Here is a 24,057-nt window from a genome sequence, read left to right as displayed (position 1 = left end):
AGACTGCGACAGGCATTGATGCGTTTAGGCCTTCATAGGCCATGCAAAACGCAGCTTGCTCTTTCACCCGACCGACGATAAAAGACGGGTCTTCCTTCCCGTCATGCGCCGCCCCTCGTTGTTTTCGGCCGCGCCCGGCATTTGTCGCATCCCGCCGATATTTTCCCAAAGCCTACCCAGACTCCATCTATTCAAGGTCCGTCTATGCAAGAAATGAAACTCGCCGAGTTCAAGAACAAGAAACCGCCAGAGCTGATCGCTTATGCCGAATCGCTCGAGGTCGAAAACGCCAGCGTCATGCGCAAGCAGGAGCTGATGTTTGCGATCCTGAAGAAGCTGGCCGCCCAGGAGATCGAGATCATCGGTGATGGCGTGGTCGAGGTGCTGCAGGACGGTTTCGGCTTCCTGCGCTCCGCCAACGCCAATTACCTGCCAGGTCCCGACGACATCTATATTTCACCGTCGCAGATCCGGCGCTTTTCGCTGAAGACCGGCGATACTGTCGAAGGGCCGATCCGCAGCCCGAAAGAGGGCGAGCGCTATTTCGCGCTGCTCAAGGTCAACACTATCAATTTCGACGATCCCGAGAAGATCCGTCACAAGATCCACTTCGACAATCTGACGCCGCTCTATCCGACCAAGCGGCTGAAGATGGAGATCGAGAATGTCACCACCAAGGACATATCGGCCCGTGTGATCGACCTGGTGGCGCCGATCGGCAAGGGACAGCGCGCCTTGATCAACGCGCAGCCGCGTACCGGCAAGACGGTTCTGATGCAGAACATCGCCCACTCGATCACCGCCAACCACCCGGAATGCTATCTGATCGTGCTGCTGATCGACGAGCGGCCGGAAGAAGTGACCGACATGCAGCGCTCGGTGAAGGGAGAGGTGATCTCCTCGACCTTCGACGAGCCGGCGGTGCGCCACGTGCAGGTCGCCGAAATGGTCATCGAGAAGGCCAAGCGCCTGGTCGAACATGGCCGCGACGTCGTCATCCTGCTCGATTCGATCACCCGTCTCGGCCGCGCCTACAACACCGTCGTGCCGTCATCCGGCAAGGTGCTGACCGGTGGTGTCGACGCCAACGCGCTGCAGCGGCCGAAGCGCTTCTTCGGCGCCGCCCGCAACATCGAGGAAGGCGGTTCGCTGACCATTATCGCCACCGCGCTGATCGATACCGGCAGCCGCATGGACGAAGTCATCTTCGAAGAGTTCAAGGGCACCGGCAACTGCGAAATCCAGCTCGACCGTAAGGTGGCCGACAAGCGCATCTATCCGGCCATGGACATCCTGAAGTCCGGCACCCGCAAGGAAGACCTGCTGGTTTCCAAGCAGGACCTGCAAAAGATCTTCGTGCTGCGCCGCATCCTGGCGCCGATGGGAACCACCGACGCGATCGAGTTCCTGATCGACAAGCTGAAGCAGACCAAGACCAATGCGGATTTCTTCGATTCGATGAACACGTAAGGGGATGGGGTAGCGATCCTTCGCGCCCCCCTCTGCCCTGCCGGGCAATTCCCCCTCTAGGAGGGAGATTACGCCCTTGGTCGCTTTCGGCAATTATCAATGCCGTAAGGTGAGCGGAACAGCGAAGCTGCCGATCTCCCCACTTGAGGGGGAGATGGCCGGTAGGCCAGAGGGGGCGTCTCTCGCCGGCGGTTAGCAAAACTATCGCCGTCGCAACAATCGCTCGAGCTCTTCAGCATCCGTCACCGCCGGCAAACAAACCTGCCCCGTACACAACCATGCACCTGCCTTGTCGGTCGGCGGCAGGATTCCACCGGGCAGCAAGGGTCGATTCGCTGCCGTACCGATCGGCACGACGATGTCGACGCGACACGGGTCCGGGTTTCGATTCGCAACCGGAACGAGCTTTGGATCTGTGAACTCATCCACCAACACCAGCTTGAGCGGCTCGATCGCCAGCGCGCAGGCATTGACGATGCCGGCCTGGCCATAGGCCTGCTGCGTCGCGCGGCCGGCGGCATGCTCGGCGACGTGCCAGGCTCTCTCCTGCAGCTCGAGATTGCCGGTGACGGAGGCGAGCCTGACCAGCGCCTCGATGATCTGGCCGGTGGCGGACGGAATGGCTTCGTCGACATCGCCGCGGATGCGGATCGGCACGTCGGTGCTGTCGGAAGCAGTCAGGTAGTAACCTGTCTTCTCGGCGTCGGCATGCCAATGCTCGAGCTGCCCGACAAACTGGCCGGCCTGGTCGACATAGCTCCAATCCCCGGTGGCCTCGAACAGCGAGATCGCGGCGTTGGTCATAGCGGCATAGTCGCTGGACAAAGCCGGGAACAGTTTTCTGGCGCCGAGCATCGAATGCGGCAAACGGCCGTCGCGGCTGCCAGAGCTGATATAGGCAAAGGCCTTTGCCGCCGCATCGATCCAGTCAGGCCGCGCCAGCGCCCGGCCGGCCTCGGCAAGCGCTGCGATCATCTGGCCGTTCCAGTCGATGAGGGTCTTTGCGTCAAGGCCGGGCCTAACCCGCTCTTCCCGGACAGCAAGGAGTTTCGCCTTGAGCGCGCTGATCTCTTCGCGGTGGATCACATATTGCAATTGCTGAGACAGCGTTTGGTGGACGACCGGCTTGCCTTCCCAGCCATGCGGGTTGGAGAGCGTGAAGTGCTTGAAAAACAATGCGGAATCGTCGCCAAGGGCGGCTTCGATCTCGTCGCGGCTCCAGGTGTAGAACAGACCTTCCTCGCCGTCGCTGTCGGCATCGAGACTGGCGGCAAAGGCACCGCCGTCGACGCGCATTTCGCGCAGCAGCCAGCCGATCGTCTCTTCGATTCGCACCCGGAACAATTCATTGCCGCTTGCGGCATAGGCCCAGTTGCAGAAGCGGAGGAGCTGGGCATTGTCGTAGAGCATCTTTTCGAAATGCGGCACCAGCCATTCGGCGTCGGTGGAGTAACGGCTGAGCCCGCCGCCGATGTGGTCGTAGACGCCGCCGCGCAGCATCTGCTCGAGGCTGTTGAGGACGTCGTCGCGATGGGCGGCATTGCCGTCGCGAAGCCAGGACAGCCACAGCGTTTGCATGAACGGCGCGTTGGGAAATTTAGGCGCGCCGCGCAATCCGCCGAGATCACGGTCGATCATGCCGTCGATGCCCTTGGCCAATTCCGCCAGCGTGGCGCGGTCGAGCACGGTTCTGGCATGCGAACCGGCGAGCCGTGCCTCGACATGCGTCGTCAGGCCGTCGGCGCTCTGGTTGAGGCTCGCCCGCTTCTCCCGCCAGGCCTTGTCCACCGCCTCCATAACCTGGATGAAGCCGGGGCGGCCGTAGCGCGGCTCGCGCGGAAAATAGGTGCCGCCCCAGAACGGCTTGCCGTCCGGGGTCAGGAACATGGTCAGCGGCCAGCCGCCCTGCTCGCCCATCGAGGACAGCGCCGCCATATAGATCTGGTCGATGTCCGGGCGCTCCTCGCGGTCGACCTTGATATTGACGAACAGACGGTTCATGACGGCGGCGACGCCATCGTTTTCGAAGCTTTCATGCGCCATGACATGGCACCAATGGCAGGCGGCATAGCCGACCGAGAGCAGGATCGGCCTATCCAGCGCTTTCGCCTCTTCGAGCGAAGCCGGCGACCAGGCCCGCCAGTGGACGGGATTGCCGCTGTGCTGCTGCAGATAGGGGCTGGCTTCTTCGGCAAGCAGGTTTTGCGCGGGCAGCGTCACTGGGCAAACTCGGGTGCGATTGGCTGATAGGCGTGAAGCTAGGGCGGTTCAGTAGAGCGGGCAAATGATTTCAGGCGATTCCATCGTAGCGCTGTCGAGCGGCCGGCTGCCTGCCGGCGTCGCCGTCATCCGAATTTCCGGCCCGCAGACTCGATTCGTGGTCGAAACGATTGCTGGGACTATGGTTAAGGACCGCGCGGCGGCTCTGCGCCGATTCAGGGCGTCTGACGGGACATTGCTCGATACCGGCCTGGTTGTGTTCTTTCCCGGTCCGGCCAGTTTCACCGGCGAGGATGTCGCGGAATTCCACGTTCATGGCGGCCGTGCCGTTGTGGCAAAAATGCTGGAGACGATGACCGGTTTTGACGGCGTCAGGCACGCGGAACCGGGCGAATTCACGCGTCGCGCTTTTCTGAACGGCAAGGTAGACCTGGTCGAAACCGAGGCGCTGGCCGATCTCGTCAATGCCGAGACGGAGGCGCAGCGGCGCTTCGCGGTCCAAAATGCCGGAGGCGCCCAAAGCGAACTCTATCTCGGCTGGCGCCGCAGGCTGATCCATGCCCGCGCCATGATCGAGGCCGAGATCGATTTCGCCGACGAGGAAGACGTCCCCGGTTCCGTTTCGGATACGGTCTGGTCTGATGTCAGAACGATGATCGACGAGATCGACCGGCACATCGCCGGATTTCGCGCCGCCGAGATCATTCGCGACGGCTTTGAGGTCGTCATCCTCGGTGCGCCCAACGCCGGTAAGTCGAGTCTGTTCAACGCCCTGGCGCGGCGCGATGCCGCTATAGTAACGGATGAGCCAGGCACGACCCGCGACCTGCTTGAAGTGACACTTGATCTTCAGGGGCTGCGTGTCCGGCTTACGGATACGGCCGGGTTGCGCGATGCGCCGGGGAAGGTCGAGGCGATGGGCATCGAGAAGGCGAGGGCCAAGGCGCATGGCGCCGATCTCTTGCTGTTGCTTCACGACATGGCGAAACCAAGGGATGTCGGCGAGCTGCCGACCGAAGCGCCGATCTTACGTGTCGGCACCAAGCTTGATCTGCTGGAAAGCCGCGCGGCGAGCGACGCTACGGAGGATTACGACCGTGTCATTTCAGTGAAGAACGGGACGGGCGTGAAGGAACTGCTGGCGGAGATCGGCCAGCGGGCGGCGGAGGCGGCCGGCAGCGTCGGCGATGTCCTGCCGTCGCGCCTTCGCCACGTCGAATTGCTTGGCGAGACCAACCGCCATCTGCTCCGCGCCACCGATGGCCGTTCTGTCGGGCAGGAGTTGCGCGCCGAGGAGTTGCGGCTCGCCGCCGATCGCCTCGGCCGAATCGTCGGCGCCATCGACGTCGAGGACATGCTGGACGTGATCTTCTCGCAGTTCTGCATCGGGAAATGACTCACGTGAAACATTGGGTCGTTGCGGCGTGAGCTCCCTTTAGATCGTATGTTGCTTTGCCGCATGCCTTCGTGATTTTCGACGAACCCCGAAGGCGGGGGGGCTTCATCTGAGCCACCACCGCGCTGCGCCGCCTGCATGACTCACGTGAACGTGTCAGGCGGCCCGATGACTCACGTGAAACACTGGGCTGACTAGCGGCGCGGCTGTTTCACGTGAAACTTGTCGCGGAGTTTTCTTGACAGCGTCGCTCCGCAGGGACATGTGTCCCTCATTCTTCTGAGTGCAGGACGTTTGGAAATGACCAATCGCTATGATGTGGTTGTGGTGGGCGGCGGCCACGCGGGTTGCGAGGCGGCCAGCGCTGCCGCGCGCGCCGGTGCCAGGACCGCGCTGGTGACGCTGCGTTTCGACACGATCGGCGTGATGTCGTGCAACCCCGCGATCGGCGGGCTCGGCAAGGGCCATCTGGTGCGCGAGATCGATGCCATGGACGGCCTCATGGGCCGCGTGGCGGATGCGGCCGGCATCCAGTTCCGCCTGCTCAACCGCCGCAAAGGCCCCGCGGTGCGCGGCCCGCGTACGCAGGCCGACAGAAAGCTCTATCGCCTTGCCATGCAGGAAGCGATTCGGCAGCAGAACGATCTCGACGTGGTCGAAGGCGAGGTTCTGGACTTCGAAATCGCCGACGGGCAGATCAGGGCTGTTCTCCTGGCTGATGGGCGGCGCCTGGCTTGCGGCGCGGTCGTCCTGACGACCGGGACTTTTCTGCGCGGGCTTATTCATATCGGCGAGAAGAAGATCATCGCGGGCCGCATGAACGAGCAGGCGAGCCTCGGCCTGTCGGCAACGATGAACCGCGCCGGCTTCAAGCTTGGACGGCTGAAGACCGGGACGCCGCCGCGGCTCGATGGCCGAACCATCGACTGGGCGTCGCTGGAAAGCCAGGCCGCGGATGTGGATCCGGTGCCGTTCTCGCTGATGACCGACCGTATCACCACGCCGCAGATCGATTGCGGCATCACCCGCACAACGACCGCCACGCATGAGCTGATCCGCGCCAATCTTGGCCGCTCGGCCATGTATTCCGGCTCGATCGAAGGCGTTGGGCCGCGCTATTGCCCGTCGATCGAGGACAAGATCGTCAAGTTCGGGGACAGGGACGGGCACCAGATTTTTCTGGAGCCGGAAGGCCTGGACGACGACACCGTCTATCCCAATGGCATTTCGACATCGCTGCCCGAAGATGTGCAGCTCGACATCTTGAAAACCATTCCGGGGCTGGAGCGAGCCGTCATGCTGCAGCCCGGTTATGCCATTGAATATGATCATGTCGATCCGCGCGAGCTGCATCAGACGCTGGAGACGAAGCGCATCAGCGGCCTGTTCCTCGCCGGGCAGATCAACGGCACGACCGGCTATGAGGAAGCGGCCGGGCAAGGCTTGCTAGCCGGCCTCAATGCGGCGCGGCGGGCGGCGGGCAGCGAGCAGATCGTGCTCAGCCGCACCGAGGCCTATATCGGCGTCATGGTCGATGATTTGACCAGCCGGGGCATTGCGGAGCCCTACCGGATGTTCACGTCGCGGGCCGAGTTCCGGCTGTCGCTACGCGCCGACAATGCCGATGAGCGGTTGACGCCGCTGGCGGCCAGGCTGGGCATCGCCTCGGCGCAGCGGATGCAGCGCTACGGGGATGTCATGCAAAGTCTGGATGAGGCTCGGGAGCTGGCGAAGTTGCTCACAATGACGCCCAACGAGGCGGCGCGTCATGGGCTGGAAATCAACCGGGACGGCGTGCGCCGGTCCGGTTATGAATTGCTGTCCTATCCCGACGTCGACGTGGCCTGGTTGGGACGCATCGATTCGCGATTCGCGGCAATCGACGGCAAGACGGCGGAGCGACTCGAAACAGAGGCCAAATATTCGGTCTATCTCGATCGCCAGAAGACGGATGTCGCGCAGATCCGGCATGAAGAGAGCCGGCTGATCCCCGAGACGGTCGATTTCGCTGGCGTGCCGGGTCTGTCGAACGAGTTGAAGCAGAAGATGCAGGCGCGGCGGCCGCGCTCCATCGCCGATGCCCAGCGCATGGAAGGCATGACGCCGGCGGCGCTGGCGATCATTGTCGCGCATGTCCGTCACGCGGAGAGCGCCCAGCGCCTGCAAAAGGATGTTGCGTGAGTTCTATGACCCTAGCGAGCCTGCAGGACACGGCAGGCCCGGTTTCACGTGAAACATTCGATCGGCTGGTGGCGTTCGAGCAGATGTTCCAGAAGTGGAATCGCAGCATCAATCTGGTGGCGCAATCGACCTCGGGCGACGTCTGGCAGCGTCATATATTGGACAGCGCGCAGCTCGCGCGCATAGAGCCTGCCGCCACACGCTGGGTGGATATCGGCTCGGGCGGCGGATTTCCGGGCCTTGTCATGGCTTTCCTGCTGGCCGAGCGCGACGGCGCCAGCATCGATCTGATTGAAAGCAATCGCAAAAAAGCATCCTTCCTGCAGACCGTCGTCGGGCAGTTCAGCCTGCCGGCGCGGGTGGTGGCGCGCCGCATCGACGACAGTCATGCGCTTGTTTCGACGCCGCAGATCGTCACGGCGCGGGCGCTGGCTCCGCTTTCGACCTTGCTGGACCTGTCGGCGCCCTGGCTGATTTCAGGCGCGCGCGGCCTGTTTCACAAAGGCCGGGATTACCGCACCGAAGTGCAAGAAAGCGTTCACCGATGGTCCTTCGATCTGGTAGAACATCCCAGTGTGACCGACGCTGGCGGCGTCATCCTGGAATTGTCCAACCTGCGACCTGTCTGATCCGTCACTGACAGGCGATTTGGCGCCCAAAATGAATTTCTGGCATAAACCCATGATGAAGAATGGCCCCCGAATCATCACCGTAGCCAACCAGAAAGGCGGCGTCGGCAAGACAACCACCGCCATCAATCTGGCGACCGCGCTGGCCGCGATCGGCGAAAAGGTGCTGATCGTCGATCTCGATCCGCAGGGGAATGCCAGCACCGGCCTCGGCATCGACCGCAAGGATCGGACGGTCTCGTCCTATGACGTGCTGACCGGCGAGCTGGAGCTGGAGGCCGCGGCCATCCCGACGGCGGTGCCCGGCCTGTCGATCGTGCCGTCGACGCTCGACCTGCTCGGCATCGAAATGGAGATCGCCTCCGCGCCCGACCGCGTGCTGAAGCTGCGCAATGCGCTGCGCGCCGCGACCGAGCGCGGCGCACCTTTCGGCTATGTGCTGATCGACTGCCCGCCCTCGCTCAACCTTTTGACCTTGAATTCAATGGCTGCGGCCGATTCTGTTCTTGTGCCGCTGCAATGCGAGTTCTTCGCGCTCGAAGGTCTCAGCCAGTTGCTGGAGACGGTCGAGCAGGTGCGCCGCTCGATCAATCCGGATCTGACCATCCAGGGCATCGTGCTGACCATGTATGACGGCCGCAACAATCTCGCCAACCAGGTGGTGCAGGATGTGCGGTCGCATATGGGCGACAAGGTCTACGAGACCGTCATCCCGCGCAATGTGCGGGTGTCCGAGGCGCCGTCCTACGGCAAGCCGGCGATCCTTTACGATCTGAAATGCTCGGGCAGCCAGGCCTATCTGCAACTGGCGTCGGAAGTGATCCGCCGCGAGCGCAAGTTACGCGCCGCTTGATTAGACTCCCTGCAATCTAAAGAGCCGATTCGATACCGAAACGATCCGGAACCTGGAATAAAGATGAGCGAAGACCTTTCGAGAAAGAGACTGGGGCGTGGGCTGGCGGCGCTGATCGGCGAGATTGATCGCCCAGCTGCGCCTGAAAAATCAGGCATGAGCGCCGACGGCAAGGTGCCGATCGAGTTCCTGACCCCCAATCCGAAGAATCCGCGGCGGCATTTCGGCGACGCCGAGCTGACCGACCTTGCCCAGTCGATCCGCGAACACGGCGTCGTCCAGCCGGTGGTGGCGCGTCCTTCGCCGGCACAGGCCGGCCGTTACGAGATCATCGCCGGCGAGCGGCGCTGGCGGGCGGCGCAGCGCGCCGGGCTTTCCGAGATCCCGGTCATCATCCGCGAGGTCAACGACCGCACCGCGCTCGAGCTGGCGATCATCGAAAACGTCCAGCGCACCGACCTCAATGCGGTCGAGGAAGCACTTGGCTATCAGCAGCTGATCGACGAGCACGGCTACACCCAGGCTGATCTCGGCCAGGTGATCGGCAAGAGCCGCAGCCATGTCGCCAACACGCTCAGGCTCCTGAAGCTGCCGGACGTGATCCGCGACATGCTGGTCGACGGCGCGCTGTCGGCGGGCCATGCCCGCACGCTGGTGACGGCGGAAGATCCGGCCGGCCTTGCCAAGCGTATCGTCGAAGAGGGCCTTTCGGTACGCCAGGCCGAAGCGCTGGCCCAGATACCGGCCGGCACCAGCAGCACCAAGGAAGCCAAGCCGGCGCCAAGTCCGGAGCAAAAGGACGCCGATACGCTGGCGCTGGAAAAGCTGTTGACCGATACGATCGGCATGATTGTGTCAGTGGATCACAAGGGCAAGGGCGGCACTTTGCGGGTTTCATACCGGTCGCTGGAGCAGCTTGATGAGCTGTGCAGAAGGCTGAAGCAGGAGCGTTAGTTAGCCGGCGAAGTATATTGAGGCCGGAGATTGCGCATGTGGAAAGGGGCTGGCCGTTTGGCCGGCCTTTTCCTTTTGGGGCGCTGGTGATTGGCGAAATCGGTGACGCCGCGAATCTCCCTCCTTGAGGGGAGATGGTCGGCAGGCCAGAGGGGGTCGCCCCACATCAAGCGCCGGGCCCCTGCGGGAACGAAGAAGAGGTCAGCGCCCCACGCGCGGCGGCCCCCTCTGTCGCCTTCGGCGACATCTCCCCCTCGAGGGGGAGATCAGGCTCGCTCCCCAGCCTCGCGCTCTCAACCGCGATCCCAAGCAGCGCCTGCCGCCAGCCCTGCCGCTCGCGGCTTGACAGTGCCAGGCAACGGCGTAACCTATATTAGATATGGCTTAAATTATGTGCCCTAGCGTGCCGGTCAGTCGAGGCGGGGGCTATTTGCCGTTCCTACAACAGTCGTGAAATGGCACCGCCCCGCCAATGCGATATGCCGACGCGCCTGACGCAAGTGGGAGGTGCAAATGGCAGTCCGTTGGCAATTGTCCGGAAGTTACTTCGAAAATTGTAGCTGCGATGTCGTATGTCCTTGTCTGCTGTCCACCAACGCGCAGCTGACATCGAAGCCGACGAAAGGTGTTTGCGACGTCGGTTTGGTCTTTCATATCAATACGGGCAACTACGGCGACGTTCGATTGGATGGGCTCAGTGTCGCGATGGTCGCTCACACGCCGGGTCCTATGGCAAACGGCAATTGGACGGCCGCCGCCTATATCGACGAACGGGCCGATGACAGGCAAACAGAGGCGCTAGGTGCCATCTTCACCGGCGCTGCGGGCGGCCCTATGGCGGTGCTGGCACCCATGATTGGCACGAATCTTGGCGCCAAGAAGGTGCCGATAAGCTACCGGATAGACGGCAAGAAGCGGTCGGCGGAGATTGCGGGCGTCATGCAGATGGCGGTCGAGCCGCTGCCGACAATGCGCGAGGACGGGCAGATGTGGGCGGCCACCGGCCATCCTGTCAATCCCGATTGGCTCGCCCTGGCGATGGGGGCGGAAGGCAGTACATTCAGCGATCATGGCATGAGCTGGGACAATTCCCGCCGAAACGGACATTACGCCCCGATCAATTGGTCTGGGCAGCAGTAGCCGTTGGCAGCGTAGCACGGAACGACCTCGTCCATGGCCCCGACGTTGCAGCGATACATCATTCTCGCGCTGCTGATCGCTATCGCTGCGGCGGCGTGGACCCTGCTTGTCTGGCAGCAGATGGGCATGGACGCGGACATGCGCATGGAAATGTACGCACTCACCATGGGTATGAAGGCGCCGCTGTTTCTTGCCATCTGGATGATCATGATGATTGCCATGATGTTTCCGACGGCCGCGCCCATGATCCTGACGTTTCACCAGGTCCAGGCCGGCAAACAGAGCCGGGGCGAGACCTTTGTCTCGAGCTGGGTGTTCGTGGCCGGGTATATGCTGGTTTGGGGCGTGATGGGCTTTATCGCCTTTGCCGGTGCGGCGGGTGCGGAGATGCTTGCCGGGCATGTGGGATTGTCCGCTGCGACGGCCGCGCGTATCGGCGGCGCGCTGCTGATGATTGGGGGCGCCTATCAACTCTCCCCACTGAAAGATCTGTGTCTGGCCAAATGCCGCACGCCGATTGGCTTCATCCTGACCTCATGGCGCGATGGTTATGGGGGTGCGGTTCGCATGGGCCTGGAGCATGGACTTTTTTGCCTGGGCTGCTGCTGGCTTTTGTTTCTCGCCCTCTTTCCTCTCGGGATCATGAACGTCGCCGCAATGGCCGTGGTCACCTTGCTGATCTTTGCGGAAAAGACCCTCCCGTCAGGAGGTGGGATCGCAAAGGTGTCGGGCATCGCTCTGCTTCTTTACGGCGCGGCGGTGCTGGTCTTTCCACAGGCGCTGCCAACCTTCCAGCAGGTGGGCGCTATGACAATGAATTGACCGATGGAGGCAGCGCTCGGTGCCGAGAAGAGGAGGATCGCTCTCCTACCTCTGCGCCAACCTGCTGCTCTCCACCGCAATGCCAAGCAGCGCCTGTCTTGCCAGCGCGACGGAAAGATCCGGCCGCCGTCTGGTCTGCAGCACCGCCGTCTGCAGCCGGGTCAGTGCGCGGCCGAGCGCTTCGGTGCTCCAGCGCTCCAGCGCTTTCTCCACCAGCTTGCGTCGCGAGAAAAACACCGGCGGGCGAGCGGCGGCAACGACCGTGGCGGCGTTGCGGTTGCCGGACTCCATCTGGCCGCGCATGATCTGGATCTGCTGCAACTGCCGCATTGCCGAGGACAGCACCAGGAAGGGCTGGCCGCCGGACTGGCAATGGCGGGTGAAGGCGGTGTCGAAGTCGCCGATCTTGCCTTCGAGAAGCGCGTCGACCGCGTCGTCGAAAGACGCGCCGGAGACATCACCTGACATCGCTTTGACCTCCTCCAGGCCGATCTCGGTCTGGCCATGGGCGTAGAGCACAAGCTTCTCGATCTCACCGCGCGAGGCCAGCCGGTCGCCGCCGAGATTGCGGCGCAGCGCCTGTCTCGCTTCCATGGTCATCGACATGCCGGCCCTGCCCAGTTCGCCGTCGATGACGGTGTCGATGTCGCGGGCTTCATCGGCATAGCAAGGCAGGGCCATGGCATTGTCGGCCGCCTCGACGATGGCGCGCAGGCCGACACCTTTCTTGAGGTCGCCGGCCTCGATGAGAATGATCGCATCGCGCGCGGGCTCGGCCGTCAGCGCCTTGACGTCGTCGGCCAATGCCTTCTGGCCGCTGGCATTGCGCACCCACAGCAGGCGCCGGTCGGAAAACATCGGCACGGTGCGGGCCTCGTCGAGCAGCCGGCCCTCGTCGCGGTCAACCTCCGACCCCTCCAGCCTGACCACCGAGAAGGGATCGTCGAGCGGCAGGCCGGTCTTGCCGGCAAAGGCCTTTGCTCGCTCGGAGACAAGGCCGCGATCGGGGCCGTAAAGCAGGACAATGGAGATCCGCTGGTCCGGCTTCGCGAGCCAGCCATCGACCTCATATGCTTTCTTCTGTGCCATGGCGGGCTGGTTAGCATGATGTGGGGGCGGCATCCAGCTTGGGCGAACGGTCGACCCCCACTCCGTCGAGCTTCGCTCGACCCCTCTCCCCCGATCGACGGGGGAGAGGAAAGGCGCGAGTTCGTCGACCAATCACCTTATCTGCCGGCAAACCTCGCCCAACCTTCTCTCTAATTGCGCGCCACCGCCCAACATCGACAAGAAATTTCGCGGACATATCTTCATCTTGGGTGCGTGGGAGGCTGGATCGGCCGGCGCGGCCGGGACCGACGTCCGCAGGCTACCCGACGAATTCGCACTGGCGGCGCAGATATGCAAATATCTGTTCCGGGCAACATTGGAGGACAAAGGTCATGGCCGATGCTGGGATGTTGCGTTTCCACGTTCCGGAGCCGGAAGTGCGGCCGGGCGGAACGCCTGACTTTTCCAACGTGCCGATCCCCAAGGCCGGCTCGGTGCCGCGCCCGGAGATCGATGTCGATCCGCGCACCATCCGCGATCATGCCTTCTCGATCATCCGCGTGCTGAACCGCACGGGCGAGGCCGTCGGCCCGTGGGCCGGCCTGCTGTCCAGCGACGAGCTTCTCACCGGCCTGCGCCACATGATGACGCTACGGACCTTCGATGCGCGCATGCAGATGGCGCAGCGGCAGGGCAAGACCTCGTTCTACATGCAGCATCTGGGCGAAGAGGCTGTGGCTTGCGCCTTCCGCAAGGCACTGGCGCCGGGCGACATGAACTTTCCGACCTATCGCCAGGCAGGGCTGCTGATTGCCGATGGCTACCCGATGGTCACGATGATGAACCAGATCTATTCCAACGAAGCCGACCCGCTGAAGGGCCGGCAATTGCCGGTCATGTATTCGTCGAAGGAGCACGGCTTCTTCTCGATCTCCGGCAATCTGGCGACGCAGTACATCCAGGCGGTCGGCTGGGCGATGGCCTCGGCGATATCGAACGATTCGCGCATCGCAGCCGCGTGGATCGGCGACGGCTCGACGGCCGAGTCCGATTTCCACTCGGCGCTGGTGTTCGCCTCCACCTACAAGGCGCCGGTCGTGCTCAATGTCGTCAACAACCAGTGGGCAATCTCGACCTTTCAAGGCATCGCGCGCGGCGGTTCGGGCACGTTCGCGGCCAGGGGCCTCGGCTTCGGCATCCCGTCACTGCGCGTCGACGGCAACGACTACCTCGCCGTCCACGCCGTGGCCAAATGGGCGGCGGAGCGGGCGCGCAGCAATCTCGGGCCGACGCTGGTCGAATATGTCACCTACCGTGCCGGCGCACATTCGAGCTCGGACGACCCGTCCGCCTACCGGCCGAAGACCGAATCCGACGCCTGGCCGCTCGGCGACCCGATCGTGCGGCTGAAGAACCATCTCATCGCGCTCGGCGTCTGGTCGGACGAGCGGCACGCGCAGGCCGAGGCGGAAATCCTCGACACGGTTATCGCGGCGCAGAAGGAAGCCGAAGGCCACGGCACGCTGCATGCCGGCGGCAAGCCGTCGACGCGCGACATGTTCGAGGGGCTCTATGCCGAGATGCCGCCGCATCTCAGACGCCAGCGCCAGCAGGCGGGAGTCTGAGCCATGCCGAGGCGGACCATGATCGAAGCCATTCGCGATGCCATGGACGTGTCGATGGGGCGCGACGAAAAAGTCGTCGTGTTCGGCGAGGACGTCGGCTTCTTCGGTGGCGTCTTCCGCTGCACGCAGGGCTTGCAGGCCAAATATGGCAAGAGCCGCTGCTTCGATGCGCCGATCAACGAATCCGGCATTGTCGGCTCGGCCATCGGCATGGCCGCCTATGGCTTGAAGCCGTGCGTGGAAATTCAGTTTGCCGACTACATGTACCCGGCCTACGACCAGCTGACCCAGGAAGCGGCACGGCTGCGCTACCGCTCCAACGGCGATTTCACCTGCCCGATCGTGGTGCGCATGCCGACCGGCGGCGGCATTTTTGGCGGCCAGACGCACAGCCAGAGCCCTGAGGCGCTGTTCACCCATGTGTCGGGGCTGAAGACGGTGGTGCCGTCCAACCCGCACGACGCCAAGGGGCTTTTGATCGCGGCGATCGAGGATCCGGATCCGGTGATTTTCCTCGAGCCGAAGCGGCTCTACAACGGTCCGTTCGATGGTCATCACGACCGGCCGGTGACGCCCTGGTCGAAGCATGAGCTGGGCGAGGTGGCCGACGGCCACTACACGGTGCCGCTCGGCAAGGCGGCGATCCGCAGGGCAGGCTCGGCCCTCACCGTGCTCGCCTACGGCACCATGGTCTATGTCGCGCAGGCGGCTGTCGAAGAAACCGGCATCGATGCCGAGATCATCGACCTCAGGACCCTGCTGCCGCTCGATCTCGATACGATCGTCGCCTCGGTGAAAAAGACCGGGCGCTGCGTCATCGTGCATGAGGCGACGCTGACCTCGGGCTTCGGCGCCGAGCTGTCGGCGCTGGTGCAGGAAAACTGTTTCTATCACCTCGAAGCGCCGGTTGCTCGCGTTGCCGGCTGGGACACGCCCTATCCGCATGCGCAGGAGTGGGATTATTTTCCCGGTCCCGCCCGCGTTGGCCGTGCCTTGCTTGAAACCATGGGAGCCTGAGATGGGCGAACACATCATCAAGCTGCCCGACGTCGGCGAAGGCGTCGCCGAGGCCGAGCTGGTCGAATGGCACGTCAAGGTCGGCGATATCGTCCGCGAGGACACTGTGCTCGCCGCAGTCATGACCGACAAGGCGACGGTTGAAATCCCGTCGCCGGTCGATGGCGAGATCCTGTGGCTGGGCGCCGAGATCGGCGACACGGTGGCCATCGGTTCGCCCATCGTGCGGCTGAAGGTGGCGGGCGAGGGCAACGCCAAGCCGCAAGGCGCCGAAGTGGAAGCGGTGTCCGCTGAGCCTCCGGCAAAACTTCCGACGCCGAAGCCCGAGGCTGCTGCGCCGGTCGTGAAGACATCGCCAAGAAGCGACGAGCCCAAGGCGAAACCGGCAGCCTCACAGAAAAGCACGGCGCAGCCTTCCGTCTCCGGCGCGCCGCGGCCTGAAGGCGAAAGACCGCTGGCGTCGCCGGCCGTTCGTCTGCGGGCAAAAGAAGCCGGCATCGATCTCAGGCAGGTTGCCGGATCCGGTCCGGCCGGTCGCATCGGCCATGAGGACATCGAAGCGTTCCTGGCGCGCGGGCCGCGGGTCGCAAAGGCATCCGGCCTCGCCCGCAACGATGCTGTGCAGGATATCAAGGTGGTCGGCTTGCGGCGCAAGATCGCCGAGAAGATGTCGCTGTCCAAATCGCGCATTCCGCACATCACCTATGTCGAGGAGATCGACGTCACCGCACTGGAGGAATTGCGCGCGGCGCTCAACAAGGAGAAGCGTCCTGGCGTGGAGCGGCCGAAACTGACGCTGCTGCCGTTCCTGATGCGGGCGATGGTCAAGGCGATCGCGGACCAGCCCAATCTCAACTCCCTGTTCGACGACGAGGCCGGCATCGTCCATCAGCATGGCGGCATCCATATCGGCATCGCCGCACAGACGCCGTCGGGGCTGGTGGTTCCGGTGGTCAAGCACGCCGAGGCGCGCGACATCTGGGATTGCGGCGCCGAGGTCATCAGGCTGGCCGAGGCGGCCAAGTCCGGCACAGCAACACGCGACGAGCTGTCCGGCTCGACCATCACCATCACCTCGCTCGGCGCCATGGGCGGCGTGGCGACGACGCCGGTCATCAACCATCCGGAAGTGGCGATCGTCGGCGTCAACAAGATGATGGTGCGGCCGGTGTGGGACGGCACCCAGTTCATGCCGCGCAAGATGATGAACCTGTCGTCGAGCTTCGACCATCGGGTGATCGATGGGTGGGATGCGGCGGTGTTCATCCAGCGGATCAAGACGCTGCTGGAAACGCCGGCGCTGATTTTCGTGGATTGAGGGGATGAGAACGGTCGCAAGGGCCCCCTCACCCGGATTGCCAAAACCGAATTGCGAAGGGCAATTCGGGGCAATCCGACCTCTCCCCGAGGGGAGAGGAGGTCGCCGGCGTCTGTGCTCGCCTCTTCTCCCCACCGGGGAGAAGGTGGCCGCGAAGCGGCCGGATGAGGGGGTCTTCGCCACCAGAAAGAGCGTGCCATCATGAAAGAAATCTCCTGCAAGCTGCTCGTCATCGGCGCCGGGCCCGGCGGCTATGTCTGCGCTATTCGGGCCGGACAGCTCGGCGTCGATACGGTGATCGTCGAGGCCGGCAAGCCGGGCGGCACCTGCCTCAATGTCGGCTGCATCCCGTCCAAGGCGCTGATCCATGCGGCGGAGGAGTTCGAGAAGGTGTCGCACATGGCGGGCGGCAAGAGCCCGCTCGGCATTTCGGTCACCGCGCCGACGCTCGATCTTGCCCGGACCGTCGCCTGGAAGGACGGCATCGTCAGCCGGCTCAACAGTGGCGTCGCCGGCCTGCTCAAGAAGGCAGGCGTGAAAACCGTGCATGGCTGGGCGAGCTTTCGCGACGGCAAGACGGTCGCGGTCGAGACCGAGACGGGTAGCCAAGTGATCCGTGCTGAAACCATCGTGATCGCCACCGGCTCGGCGCCGGTCGAGTTGCCGTTCTTGCCGTTTGGCGGGTCGGTGATTTCGTCAACCGAGGCACTGGCGCTCAGCGAAGTGCCGAAAAAGCTCGCGGTCGTCGGTGGCGGCTATATTGGGCTGGAACTCGGCATGGCATTTGCCAAGATGGGCGCTGAGGTGACCGTGATCGAGGCCTTGCCGCGCGTGCTGGCGCAGTATGATGCGGAGCTGACCCGGCCGGTGGTCAAGCGGCTCACCGCGCTCGGCGTCGAGGTGATGCTGGGCGCCAAGGCCAAGGGGCTTTCAACCAAGGGTGACGCGTTGCTGGTCGAGACCTCGGACGGCAAAAGCGCCAAGGTCGCCGCCGAAAAAATCCTGGTCACGGTCGGGCGCAAGCCGGTGACCGAGGGCTGGGGGCTCGAGCAGATCGACCTCGACATGGCCGGCAAATTCATCCGCATCGACGACCAGTGCCGCACCTCGATGCGCGGCATCTTCGCCGTTGGCGACGTCACCGGCGAGCCGATGCTGGCGCACCGGGCGATGGCGCAGGGCGAGATGGTTGCCGAGATCGTTGCCGGCCACAAGCGCAGCTGGGACAAGCGTTCGATACCCGCCGTTTGCTTCACCGATCCCGAACTGGTGACCGCTGGTCTTTCGCCGGAAGAAGCCAAGGCGCTCGGCGGCGAGATCAAGATCGGCATGTTCCCGTTCGCGGCCAACGGCCGGGCGATGACGAAGCTGGGCGAGGACGGCTTTGTCCGCGTCTTGGCCCGCGCCGACAACCATCTGGTGCTCGGCATCCAGGCGGTCGGGCAGGGTGTGTCGGAACTGGCGGCGGCGTTCGGGCTGGCGCTGGAGATGGGCGCGCGGCTGGAGGACATCGCCGGCACCATCCACGCGCATCCGACGCAGGGCGAGGGATTCCAGGAAGCAGCGCTGAAGGCGCTGGGACACGCGCTGCATATTTGAGGAAAGGGGCGAACCTGTTCGAGCCAGCTCTCTTCCTTCCCTCGCCAGCCGCTCATCTAGGCGCGACCAAAGCGATTGGCGGGAAAGTGCCGCGTACCATGTTTTCCGAGAACCGGATTCCACCCTTCGGGATCATGCTCTAGTCTCCTCCCATGAGCACCGACCTGAAGAAATACGTGGCGATTCGCTACAACACCGCCACCGGCTTCATGCCGAGCCAATGGAATGGACACGGCAGAGCCAATCTCGACCCGGTGTGGCTGGTCGAGCGGCTGGCGCTGTTCGACACCTATTGCGCGCCGTCGCTCGAGGGCCAGTCGCAGAAGGACTTTACGGTCCTGATTGCGTTCGATTCCGAAACACATGAGAACTACATCCGGATCGTCTGCGGCTGCGCGGCCGGGATTGATGTCAGGCCGGTTCTCATCAAGGCCGGCGAGAACTACAATGTCGCCTTCAATGCGTTTGTCCAAAGCGACACGGATGCCGAATTTGTTTTGCTGACTCGGCTCGACAGCGATGACGCGCTGGCGCCGACCTTCATGGAGCGTGTCGATTTCTACGCGCGCCGGGAAATCGCCAAGGGCGAGGTGAACCAGCAACCGCTCTATATCGCCTTTCCGCACGGCCAGAATTTCGATGCGGCAACCAACCACTACACGCAGCACGAATATCCAACGTCGGCCTTCGGCACTCTGGTCGAGAAGCGATCACCGTCCATGAACGGGGTCTATTGCGACGAGCACACGAAGATGGCGACGCGTTTCAACACTGTCGGGGCGGCCTCGAAGGAGGCTCAATGGTGCATCGTCATTCATGACAACAATGCAGCCAATGTCTTGCGCGGCAAGCCGGTCGCCGAGCCGGCTTTCACCGTGGGCCGGCCCGGTGCCGAGACAAATGCGCGCGCGCCGGCTCGAAAAGAGACTACGCAAAAGCAGATGCCGCAGACTTCGGCCAAGGCCTCGCGCAACGCCGGCAATTTTGTCCGGTTTCTGCTTGGGCGGCCGATGGTCTTGCGGAAATAGCTCGATGCTAATCTCCCCCTCAAGCGGGAGATTATGCGCTTCACCCCGCCAGCCGGCTCACCATTTCGTGCTGGGCATAGGCGCGGCCAAAACGGTTGGCTAGAAATGCGTCCAGCGCGATGTCTTCCTGCTTGATGAAGCCGGTCGCCGGCAGGCTGCCGTCGGCCAGCATGTCGAGCACGGCGCAGATGCCGGACGCCGTGGTGATCTGGATGGCGCTGCGCACCACCTGGCCGATACGCTGGGAATAGACCTTGTTGGCGTAGGTCTCCTGCAGCAGGCGGCCGTTCTTGCGGCCGGAGACGGTGACGAAGACGATGACGACGTCCTGCAATGTCGCCGGCAGGGCGCTTTCAAAAATGTCCTTCAGCACGTCGCGGCGATGGCGCAGGCCGAGGTCGTTGAGCAGCGCCTTCATGATCGCGGCGTGGCCGGGGTAGCGGATGGTGCGGTAGTTGAGCGTGCGCACCTTGCCCTTCAGCGTCTCGGCCAGCGTGCCGAGCCCGCCGGAGGTGTTGAATGCCTCGTAAGTGACGCCGTCGAGCGAGAACTCCTCGCGCTCCTCCAGTGGCGGTACCTCGACCAGCTCGCCCTCGACGATCGCCTCGCAGGGCTCGCAATATTCGTTGATGACGCCGTCGGTGCTCCAGGTCAGATTGTAGTTCAGCGCATTGGAGGGATATTGCGGCAAAGCTCCGACGCGCATGCGCACGCTCTCCAGCGAATCGAAACGGCTGGCGAGATCGTTGGCGACGATCGAGATGAAGCCCGGCGCCAGGCCGCATTGCGGAATGAAGGCGCTTCTGCCCGAACGCGCCAATTCCTTGACGCGGCGGGTCGAGACGACGTCCTCGGTCAGGTCGAGATAGTGCACGCCGGCACTGGCCGCCGCCTCGGCGATGCGGGTGGTCAGATGGAAGGGAGCGGCGCTGAGCACCGCGAATTTGCCGGCGAGTGCGGCTTCAAGCGTGCCGGACGCTTCGATGTCGAGCTCCAGCGTCGCAACCGTGGCCGGGACTTCGGCCGCTGCGAGCTGTGCTGCCGAGCGGTCGACGAGCGTGACCTGATAATCTCCCGTGGCGGCGAGCATCTCGGCAATGGTCGAGCCGATCTTGCCGGCGCCGACAACGACAATTTTCTTCATGACAAATCCCTCACTGGTTGTGAGCACAGATTCGCAGCTTGCCCGTCGAAAGGAAGCGTGGTTCTGTACGAAACGAACCCATTGATTGGTCAGTCCGCCGAGAAGAATCGTCGAAATGCTCAGCGATGCCGAACAGACCCTGCTTTCGCTGCTGCGCGAGAATGCGCGCGCCTCGACCGCCGAGCTGGCGCGGCGGCTTGGCGTCTCGCGGACAACCGTGCAGAGCCGGATCGAACGGCTGGAGCAGCGCGGCATCATATCAGGCTACGGCGTGCGGCTGGCGCCGGATTATGAGCAGGGGCTGGTGCGGGCGCATGTGCTGCTCACCGTGACGCCCAAGCTTGCCGACAAGGTGGTGCGCGGCCTGCGCGGTTTGGCGACGGTCCGGACGCTGCATTCGGTCAGCGGCAATTTCGACATGATCGTCATCGTCGACGCGCCATCGATCCGCGACCTCGACATGCTGCTCGACCAGATCGGCGCCATGGACGGAGTCGAGCGGACGCTGTCATCGATCATCCTGTCGACGCGGATAGATAGGTGAGGGGACCTCTCAACCCAAGCTGGGCTTGAACAGCACCAGCCGTTTCGCCGGCTAATCCGTAGCCAGCGGAAAACGCACCACCACCGCAAGTCCCGGTCGGCAATCCTCGAGCGTGATCGATGCGCCGTGCAGATCGGCGATGGCCCGGACAAGGCTGAGCCCGAGGCCGCTGCCTGATGTCGAGCGGCTGTGGTCCAGCCGGTAGAGCCGCTGGAACACTTTCTCGCGCTCTGCCGCCGGAATGCCGGGACCGTTGTCGGCGACGCCCGCAACGACGCGTTCGTCCTGGCGCGCCACCGACAGCTTTATCGTCGTGCCCGATGGACAATGGCGCAACGCGTTCTCGACCAGATTGGCGAACATCTGCGTCAGCAGCTCGCGATCGCCATGGATCCGGTCCGTCGTTTCCTGTGGTTGCGCCAACGACAGCGACTTTCCGTCGTCCTCGGCAACATCGGCATAGATCTCGGCGATGGTTTGCAGCACCTCGCCCAGATCGACATCGGTGAACCGCGCCCGGCGGGCGCCGGCCTCGATCTGCGCGATGCGCAGCAGGGCATCGAAGGTCTCGTTGATCTGCAGGCTCTCGGCATGCGCCTCCGCCAGTTCAGCGGCGATTTTCCGGCCCGACAGGTTCTTTTCCGACGCGGTGTCGAGGATCATCTGCAACCGGTTGAGCGGCGTCTTCAGATCGTGGGCGATGTTGGCGCTGACCTGTTTCATGCCTTCGACCAGCGCCGACAGGCGGTCGAGCGCGGCATTGACCTGGCTGGAGACGATGTCGATGTCGTCACCCTTGCCGGTCAGCGGAATGCGGGTGTCCAGCCGTCCATGCGAGACATCCACCATGGTGGCGGCGATGCCGTCGAGACGGCGCTGGACGCGCGAGGCGAGCAGGGCGCCGCCGGCGACCGCCAGCCCGGTGATGATCAGGGTTCCCCAGCCAAAGCTCATCAGCACGATCCTCTCCAGCTCCTCCGTCTCGGAAAGGCTGAAGGCGACGGTCAGCGTGTTGCCGCCGACCGGGCCGGAATAGGCGCGGTACTCGGCGCCGGGCGGCACGCCGGGCATTTCGGTGTCGAACATCGAGAAGCCGTCGGGAAGCCCTGCCGCGGTGAAGTTGCCGGCCAGGCGATTGCCCGTTGCGTCGGTCAACGAAAACAGCTGCTCCTTCTTGAGGCTGCGCAGGGAGTGGCTGCCGACGGTCTCAACCAGCTCCTTGAGATCGTTCTCGGCATAGGTCGCGGCGACGACCGCGTAGGTTTCCTTGATGGTGTCGTCGAGCCGCTCGGCAAGATCGGCGCTCATCATCTGGTAGACGATGGCGCCAGACAGGACGAAGGCCAGCACGAACAGGAAGGCGAAGGTCAGGGCAAGCCGGAATGGTGTGCTGCGAAGCAGGCGGGACCAGGTTCCGGTCATGGCGCGTGCAGGCTGTAGCCGGTGTTGCGGACGGTGTGGATGAGCTGGGTTTCGAAGGGCTTGTCGACCTTGGCCCGCAGCCGGCTGATATGGGTCTCGACGACGCTGGTCCTGGGATCGAAATGAAAATCCCAGACACGCTCCAGAAGCATGGTGCGGGTGATGACGCGGCCTTCGCCGCGCATCAGCACTTCCAGCAGGCTGAACTCCCGCGGCTGCAGGTCGATCGGCTGGCCCCGCCTCGTGACGCGGCGCATGATCAGGTCCATTTCGAGGTCGACGACCCGCAGGACGGTTTTCTGCTCCTGCGCCGCCGGCCGCCGGCCAAGCGCATTGATGCGGGCGAGGAGTTCGGAAAAGGCGAAGGGCTTGACCAGATAGTCGTCGCCGCCGGCCTCGAGCCCCTCGACGCGGTCGTCGATGCCGCCGACGGAGGTGAGGAAGATCGCCGGCGTCCGCACGCCGGCGGCGCGCACCGCCTTGACCATCGACAGGCCGTCGAGACCGGGGATCATCCGATCGGCGACGATCACGTCGTATTTGCCCCGGGTCGCCGCGAACAGCCCGTCATGGCCGTTGCGCAGGAGATCGCAGACATGGCCGGCCTCGGTCAGTCCCCTGACGATATAGTCGGCCGTCCTGTGGTCGTCCTCGACGAGAAGCAGTCGCATGAAAGGTCCGGTCCGTTGCCGAGATGGAGAGGCTATCACCGGCACGGGCTTGTTCCTAGGATGTCACGAAGGCGCAGGGATGGTGGCGCTAGAACGTTCACGATTGGCCGAAGCGGTGGGGTTTTCGGCAATTGTCAATGCTAGCGCATCCGCTCTGCACCTAGTCCAGGTCCAGCAACAGTTCATCGGCTTCGTCGGTTGTCCCCTTCAGGGTCATGTGCAGGACGAGCGCAATGATACAGCCGAGGAAGAGCAGGCTGGTGAAGATGGTGCCGAAGCCCAGGCCGCCATGCCTGGCCGATCGCGACAGCAGGTCACCGAAGGAGGCGCCGAGCGGCCGCGTCAGGATATAGGCGAGCCAGAAGGCCAGGATGCCGTCGAGATTGAGCAGCCAGTAGGCCAGCACGATGAGCGCGATGGCGCCGCCGAACAGCAGGCCTGTGGTGAGGTAGCCCATGTCGAAGCTTTCGGCGACGAGATCGCCGGCGGCGGTGCCGAGCGCGAAGGTCAAGAGGATCGCCAGCCAGTAGAAGATTTCGCGCCTGGTGGTGAAGATGGTGTGGATCGACAGCGTCCGTTCGCTGGCGTACCAGACCGCGAATGTCGCGGCGAGCGCAACCGAGAAGGCGATGGTCGTGGTCTGCAGGCGCACGCCGAAAGTGTCGACGAGATTGTCCGTCACCAGGGTGCCGACGATGCTGATCAGCACCACCGCCAGCCAGTAGGCCCACGGCACGTAACGCTTCTGCGCAAACTGCAGGACGAGGGCAGCGATCAGGATGCCGGTCATGATCAGCGAGGTGACGGTCAGCCCAAGCCCGATCGTGTCGGCAAGATAATCCGCCGCGGTCTCGCCGGTGGTGACCGCCATCAACTTGATCACCCAGAAATCGAGAGTGACGTCGGGAACCCTGTTGTGGCTCGGTGGGGCGGGTTGTTGCCTGTTGGGCGCGAGCATGGCTGAAGTCCTGAGG

20 protein-coding genes are annotated in these 24,057 nt (G+C 63.7%); 14 read left to right on the top strand and 6 right to left on the bottom strand.

Features of this window, described 5'->3' with window-relative positions; translation table 11 throughout:
• Nucleotides 1-204 precede the first annotated feature (204 nt).
• A complete protein-coding gene (gene rho / locus EN955_RS16765; protein WP_013528732.1) occupies nt 205-1,470 on the top strand; it encodes a transcription termination factor Rho in 1,266 nt (421 codons plus the stop codon).
• A gap of 201 nt (nt 1,471-1,671) precedes the next feature.
• Here the strand turns inward: rho and EN955_RS16755 are convergent, their stop codons facing one another.
• Nucleotides 1,672-3,690 carry a thioredoxin domain-containing protein gene (locus tag EN955_RS16755; protein WP_024504090.1) on the bottom strand — a complete coding sequence of 673 codons (2,019 nt, stop codon included), beginning with the start codon at nt 3,688-3,690 and terminating at the stop codon, nt 1,672-1,674.
• Between the two features lie 64 nt (nt 3,691-3,754).
• Here EN955_RS16755 and mnmE point away from each other — a divergent pair, with 64 nt between their 5' ends.
• The 7 genes from mnmE (at nt 3,755) to EN955_RS16720 (ending at nt 11,665) form a co-directional block, all read left to right on the top strand.
• On the top strand, nt 3,755-5,086 hold the full coding sequence (gene mnmE / locus EN955_RS16750) for a tRNA uridine-5-carboxymethylaminomethyl(34) synthesis GTPase MnmE (protein ID WP_024504089.1): 1,332 nt from the start codon (nt 3,755-3,757) through the stop codon (nt 5,084-5,086).
• Nucleotides 5,087-5,386: 300 nt separating this feature from the next.
• Complete coding sequence (gene mnmG, locus EN955_RS16745) at nt 5,387-7,267, top strand: tRNA uridine-5-carboxymethylaminomethyl(34) synthesis enzyme MnmG (protein ID WP_024504088.1); 1,881 nt, start codon at nt 5,387-5,389, stop codon at nt 7,265-7,267.
• A complete protein-coding gene (gene rsmG, locus EN955_RS16740) occupies nt 7,264-7,896 on the top strand; it encodes a 16S rRNA (guanine(527)-N(7))-methyltransferase RsmG (RefSeq protein WP_024504087.1) in 633 nt (210 codons plus the stop codon). Before mnmG ends, rsmG begins: the two co-directional genes overlap by 4 nt.
• Nucleotides 7,897-7,948: 52 nt before the next feature.
• A complete protein-coding gene (locus EN955_RS16735; protein WP_024504086.1) occupies nt 7,949-8,749 on the top strand; it encodes a ParA family protein in 801 nt (266 codons plus the stop codon).
• Between the two features lie 63 nt (nt 8,750-8,812).
• Nucleotides 8,813-9,703, top strand: a complete 891-nt coding sequence (locus tag EN955_RS16730) for a ParB/RepB/Spo0J family partition protein (RefSeq protein ID WP_024504085.1) — start codon at nt 8,813-8,815, stop codon at nt 9,701-9,703.
• A 513-nt stretch (nt 9,704-10,216) separates the two neighbouring features.
• Entirely contained in the window at nt 10,217-10,843 is a 627-nt protein-coding gene (locus EN955_RS16725; protein ID WP_024504084.1) for a DUF1326 domain-containing protein, read from the top strand.
• Nucleotides 10,844-10,876: 33 nt separating this feature from the next.
• The gene (locus tag EN955_RS16720; RefSeq protein WP_024504083.1) at nt 10,877-11,665 is read left to right on the top strand and encodes a DUF2182 domain-containing protein; all 789 of its coding nucleotides are present in this window, start codon (nt 10,877-10,879) and stop codon (nt 11,663-11,665) included.
• 45 nt (nt 11,666-11,710) lie between these two features.
• Here the strand turns inward: EN955_RS16720 and holA are convergent, their stop codons facing one another.
• A complete protein-coding gene (gene holA / locus EN955_RS16715; protein ID WP_024504082.1) occupies nt 11,711-12,754 on the bottom strand; it encodes a DNA polymerase III subunit delta in 1,044 nt (347 codons plus the stop codon).
• 353 nt (nt 12,755-13,107) lie between these two features.
• Here holA and EN955_RS16710 point away from each other — a divergent pair, with 353 nt between their 5' ends.
• The 5 genes from EN955_RS16710 to EN955_RS16690 all read left to right on the top strand — a co-directional run bounded on the left by EN955_RS16710 (nt 13,108) and on the right by EN955_RS16690 (nt 19,302).
• Nucleotides 13,108-14,340: a 3-methyl-2-oxobutanoate dehydrogenase (2-methylpropanoyl-transferring) subunit alpha gene (locus EN955_RS16710; protein ID WP_013528741.1), complete on the top strand. Its 1,233-nt coding sequence runs from the start codon at nt 13,108-13,110 to the stop codon at nt 14,338-14,340.
• Between the two features lie 3 nt (nt 14,341-14,343).
• On the top strand, nt 14,344-15,357 hold the full coding sequence (locus EN955_RS16705; protein ID WP_013528742.1) for an alpha-ketoacid dehydrogenase subunit beta: 1,014 nt from the start codon (nt 14,344-14,346) through the stop codon (nt 15,355-15,357).
• A gap of 1 nt (nt 15,358) precedes the next feature.
• A complete protein-coding gene (locus EN955_RS16700; protein WP_024504081.1) occupies nt 15,359-16,675 on the top strand; it encodes a dihydrolipoamide acetyltransferase family protein in 1,317 nt (438 codons plus the stop codon).
• A gap of 201 nt (nt 16,676-16,876) precedes the next feature.
• Nucleotides 16,877-18,274, top strand: coding sequence for a dihydrolipoyl dehydrogenase (lpdA, locus tag EN955_RS16695; RefSeq protein ID WP_024504080.1), 1,398 nt, complete (start codon nt 16,877-16,879; stop codon nt 18,272-18,274).
• Between the two features lie 152 nt (nt 18,275-18,426).
• Entirely contained in the window at nt 18,427-19,302 is an 876-nt protein-coding gene (locus tag EN955_RS16690) for a glycosyltransferase (protein ID WP_024504079.1), read from the top strand.
• Between the two features lie 40 nt (nt 19,303-19,342).
• Here the strand turns inward: EN955_RS16690 and EN955_RS16685 are convergent, their stop codons facing one another.
• Complete coding sequence (locus EN955_RS16685) at nt 19,343-20,446, bottom strand: saccharopine dehydrogenase family protein (RefSeq protein WP_024504078.1); 1,104 nt, start codon at nt 20,444-20,446, stop codon at nt 19,343-19,345.
• Nucleotides 20,447-20,561: 115 nt separating this feature from the next.
• On the opposite strand from EN955_RS16685, the gene EN955_RS16680 reads away from it, so the two are divergent.
• Nucleotides 20,562-20,990, top strand: coding sequence for an Lrp/AsnC family transcriptional regulator (locus EN955_RS16680; RefSeq protein ID WP_013528746.1), 429 nt, complete (start codon nt 20,562-20,564; stop codon nt 20,988-20,990).
• 51 nt (nt 20,991-21,041) lie between these two features.
• Here the strand turns inward: EN955_RS16680 and EN955_RS16675 are convergent, their stop codons facing one another.
• From EN955_RS16675 to EN955_RS16665, 3 genes are all read right to left on the bottom strand, one after another.
• On the bottom strand, nt 21,042-22,412 hold the full coding sequence (locus tag EN955_RS16675) for a HAMP domain-containing sensor histidine kinase (protein WP_024504077.1): 1,371 nt from the start codon (nt 22,410-22,412) through the stop codon (nt 21,042-21,044).
• Entirely contained in the window at nt 22,409-23,083 is a 675-nt protein-coding gene (locus EN955_RS16670; protein ID WP_024504076.1) for a winged helix-turn-helix domain-containing protein, read from the bottom strand. Before EN955_RS16670 ends, EN955_RS16675 begins: the two co-directional genes overlap by 4 nt.
• A 160-nt stretch (nt 23,084-23,243) precedes the next feature.
• Nucleotides 23,244-24,041 carry a membrane protein gene (locus EN955_RS16665; protein WP_024504075.1) on the bottom strand — a complete coding sequence of 266 codons (798 nt, stop codon included), beginning with the start codon at nt 24,039-24,041 and terminating at the stop codon, nt 23,244-23,246.
• Nucleotides 24,042-24,057: the final 16 nt, after the last annotated feature.

Origin of the sequence: Mesorhizobium sp. M7A.F.Ca.CA.001.04.2.1 (assembly GCF_003998485.1) — a bacterium.
Classification (GTDB): domain Bacteria; phylum Pseudomonadota; class Alphaproteobacteria; order Rhizobiales; family Rhizobiaceae; genus Mesorhizobium; species Mesorhizobium ciceri.
The sequence above is the reverse complement of the archived record's forward strand: the minus strand, read 5'-3'. Positions and strand labels throughout refer to the sequence as shown.

Excerpts from the sequence above, each read along its gene's own strand:
- rho (WP_013528732.1), top strand. The coding sequence starts at position 205 with ATGCAAGAAATGAAACTCGCCGAGTTCAAGAACAAGAAACCGCCAGAG.
- mnmE (WP_024504089.1), top strand. The coding sequence starts at position 3,755 with ATGATTTCAGGCGATTCCATCGTAGCGCTGTCGAGCGGCCGGCTGCCT.
- mnmG (WP_024504088.1), top strand. The coding sequence starts at position 5,387 with ATGACCAATCGCTATGATGTGGTTGTGGTGGGCGGCGGCCACGCGGGT.
- EN955_RS16735 (WP_024504086.1), top strand. The coding sequence starts at position 7,949 with ATGATGAAGAATGGCCCCCGAATCATCACCGTAGCCAACCAGAAAGGC.
- EN955_RS16730 (WP_024504085.1), top strand. The coding sequence starts at position 8,813 with ATGAGCGAAGACCTTTCGAGAAAGAGACTGGGGCGTGGGCTGGCGGCG.
- EN955_RS16725 (WP_024504084.1), top strand. The coding sequence starts at position 10,217 with ATGGCAGTCCGTTGGCAATTGTCCGGAAGTTACTTCGAAAATTGTAGC.
- EN955_RS16720 (WP_024504083.1), top strand. The coding sequence starts at position 10,877 with ATGGCCCCGACGTTGCAGCGATACATCATTCTCGCGCTGCTGATCGCT.
- holA (WP_024504082.1), bottom strand. The coding sequence starts at position 12,754 with ATGGCACAGAAGAAAGCATATGAGGTCGATGGCTGGCTCGCGAAGCCG.
- EN955_RS16710 (WP_013528741.1), top strand. The coding sequence starts at position 13,108 with ATGGCCGATGCTGGGATGTTGCGTTTCCACGTTCCGGAGCCGGAAGTG.
- EN955_RS16705 (WP_013528742.1), top strand. The coding sequence starts at position 14,344 with ATGCCGAGGCGGACCATGATCGAAGCCATTCGCGATGCCATGGACGTG.
- EN955_RS16700 (WP_024504081.1), top strand. The coding sequence starts at position 15,359 with ATGGGCGAACACATCATCAAGCTGCCCGACGTCGGCGAAGGCGTCGCC.
- lpdA (WP_024504080.1), top strand. The coding sequence starts at position 16,877 with ATGAAAGAAATCTCCTGCAAGCTGCTCGTCATCGGCGCCGGGCCCGGC.
- EN955_RS16690 (WP_024504079.1), top strand. The coding sequence starts at position 18,427 with ATGAGCACCGACCTGAAGAAATACGTGGCGATTCGCTACAACACCGCC.
- EN955_RS16685 (WP_024504078.1), bottom strand. The coding sequence starts at position 20,446 with ATGAAGAAAATTGTCGTTGTCGGCGCCGGCAAGATCGGCTCGACCATT.
- EN955_RS16680 (WP_013528746.1), top strand. The coding sequence starts at position 20,562 with ATGCTCAGCGATGCCGAACAGACCCTGCTTTCGCTGCTGCGCGAGAAT.
- EN955_RS16675 (WP_024504077.1), bottom strand. The coding sequence starts at position 22,412 with ATGACCGGAACCTGGTCCCGCCTGCTTCGCAGCACACCATTCCGGCTT.
- EN955_RS16670 (WP_024504076.1), bottom strand. The coding sequence starts at position 23,083 with ATGCGACTGCTTCTCGTCGAGGACGACCACAGGACGGCCGACTATATC.
- EN955_RS16665 (WP_024504075.1), bottom strand. The coding sequence starts at position 24,041 with ATGCTCGCGCCCAACAGGCAACAACCCGCCCCACCGAGCCACAACAGG.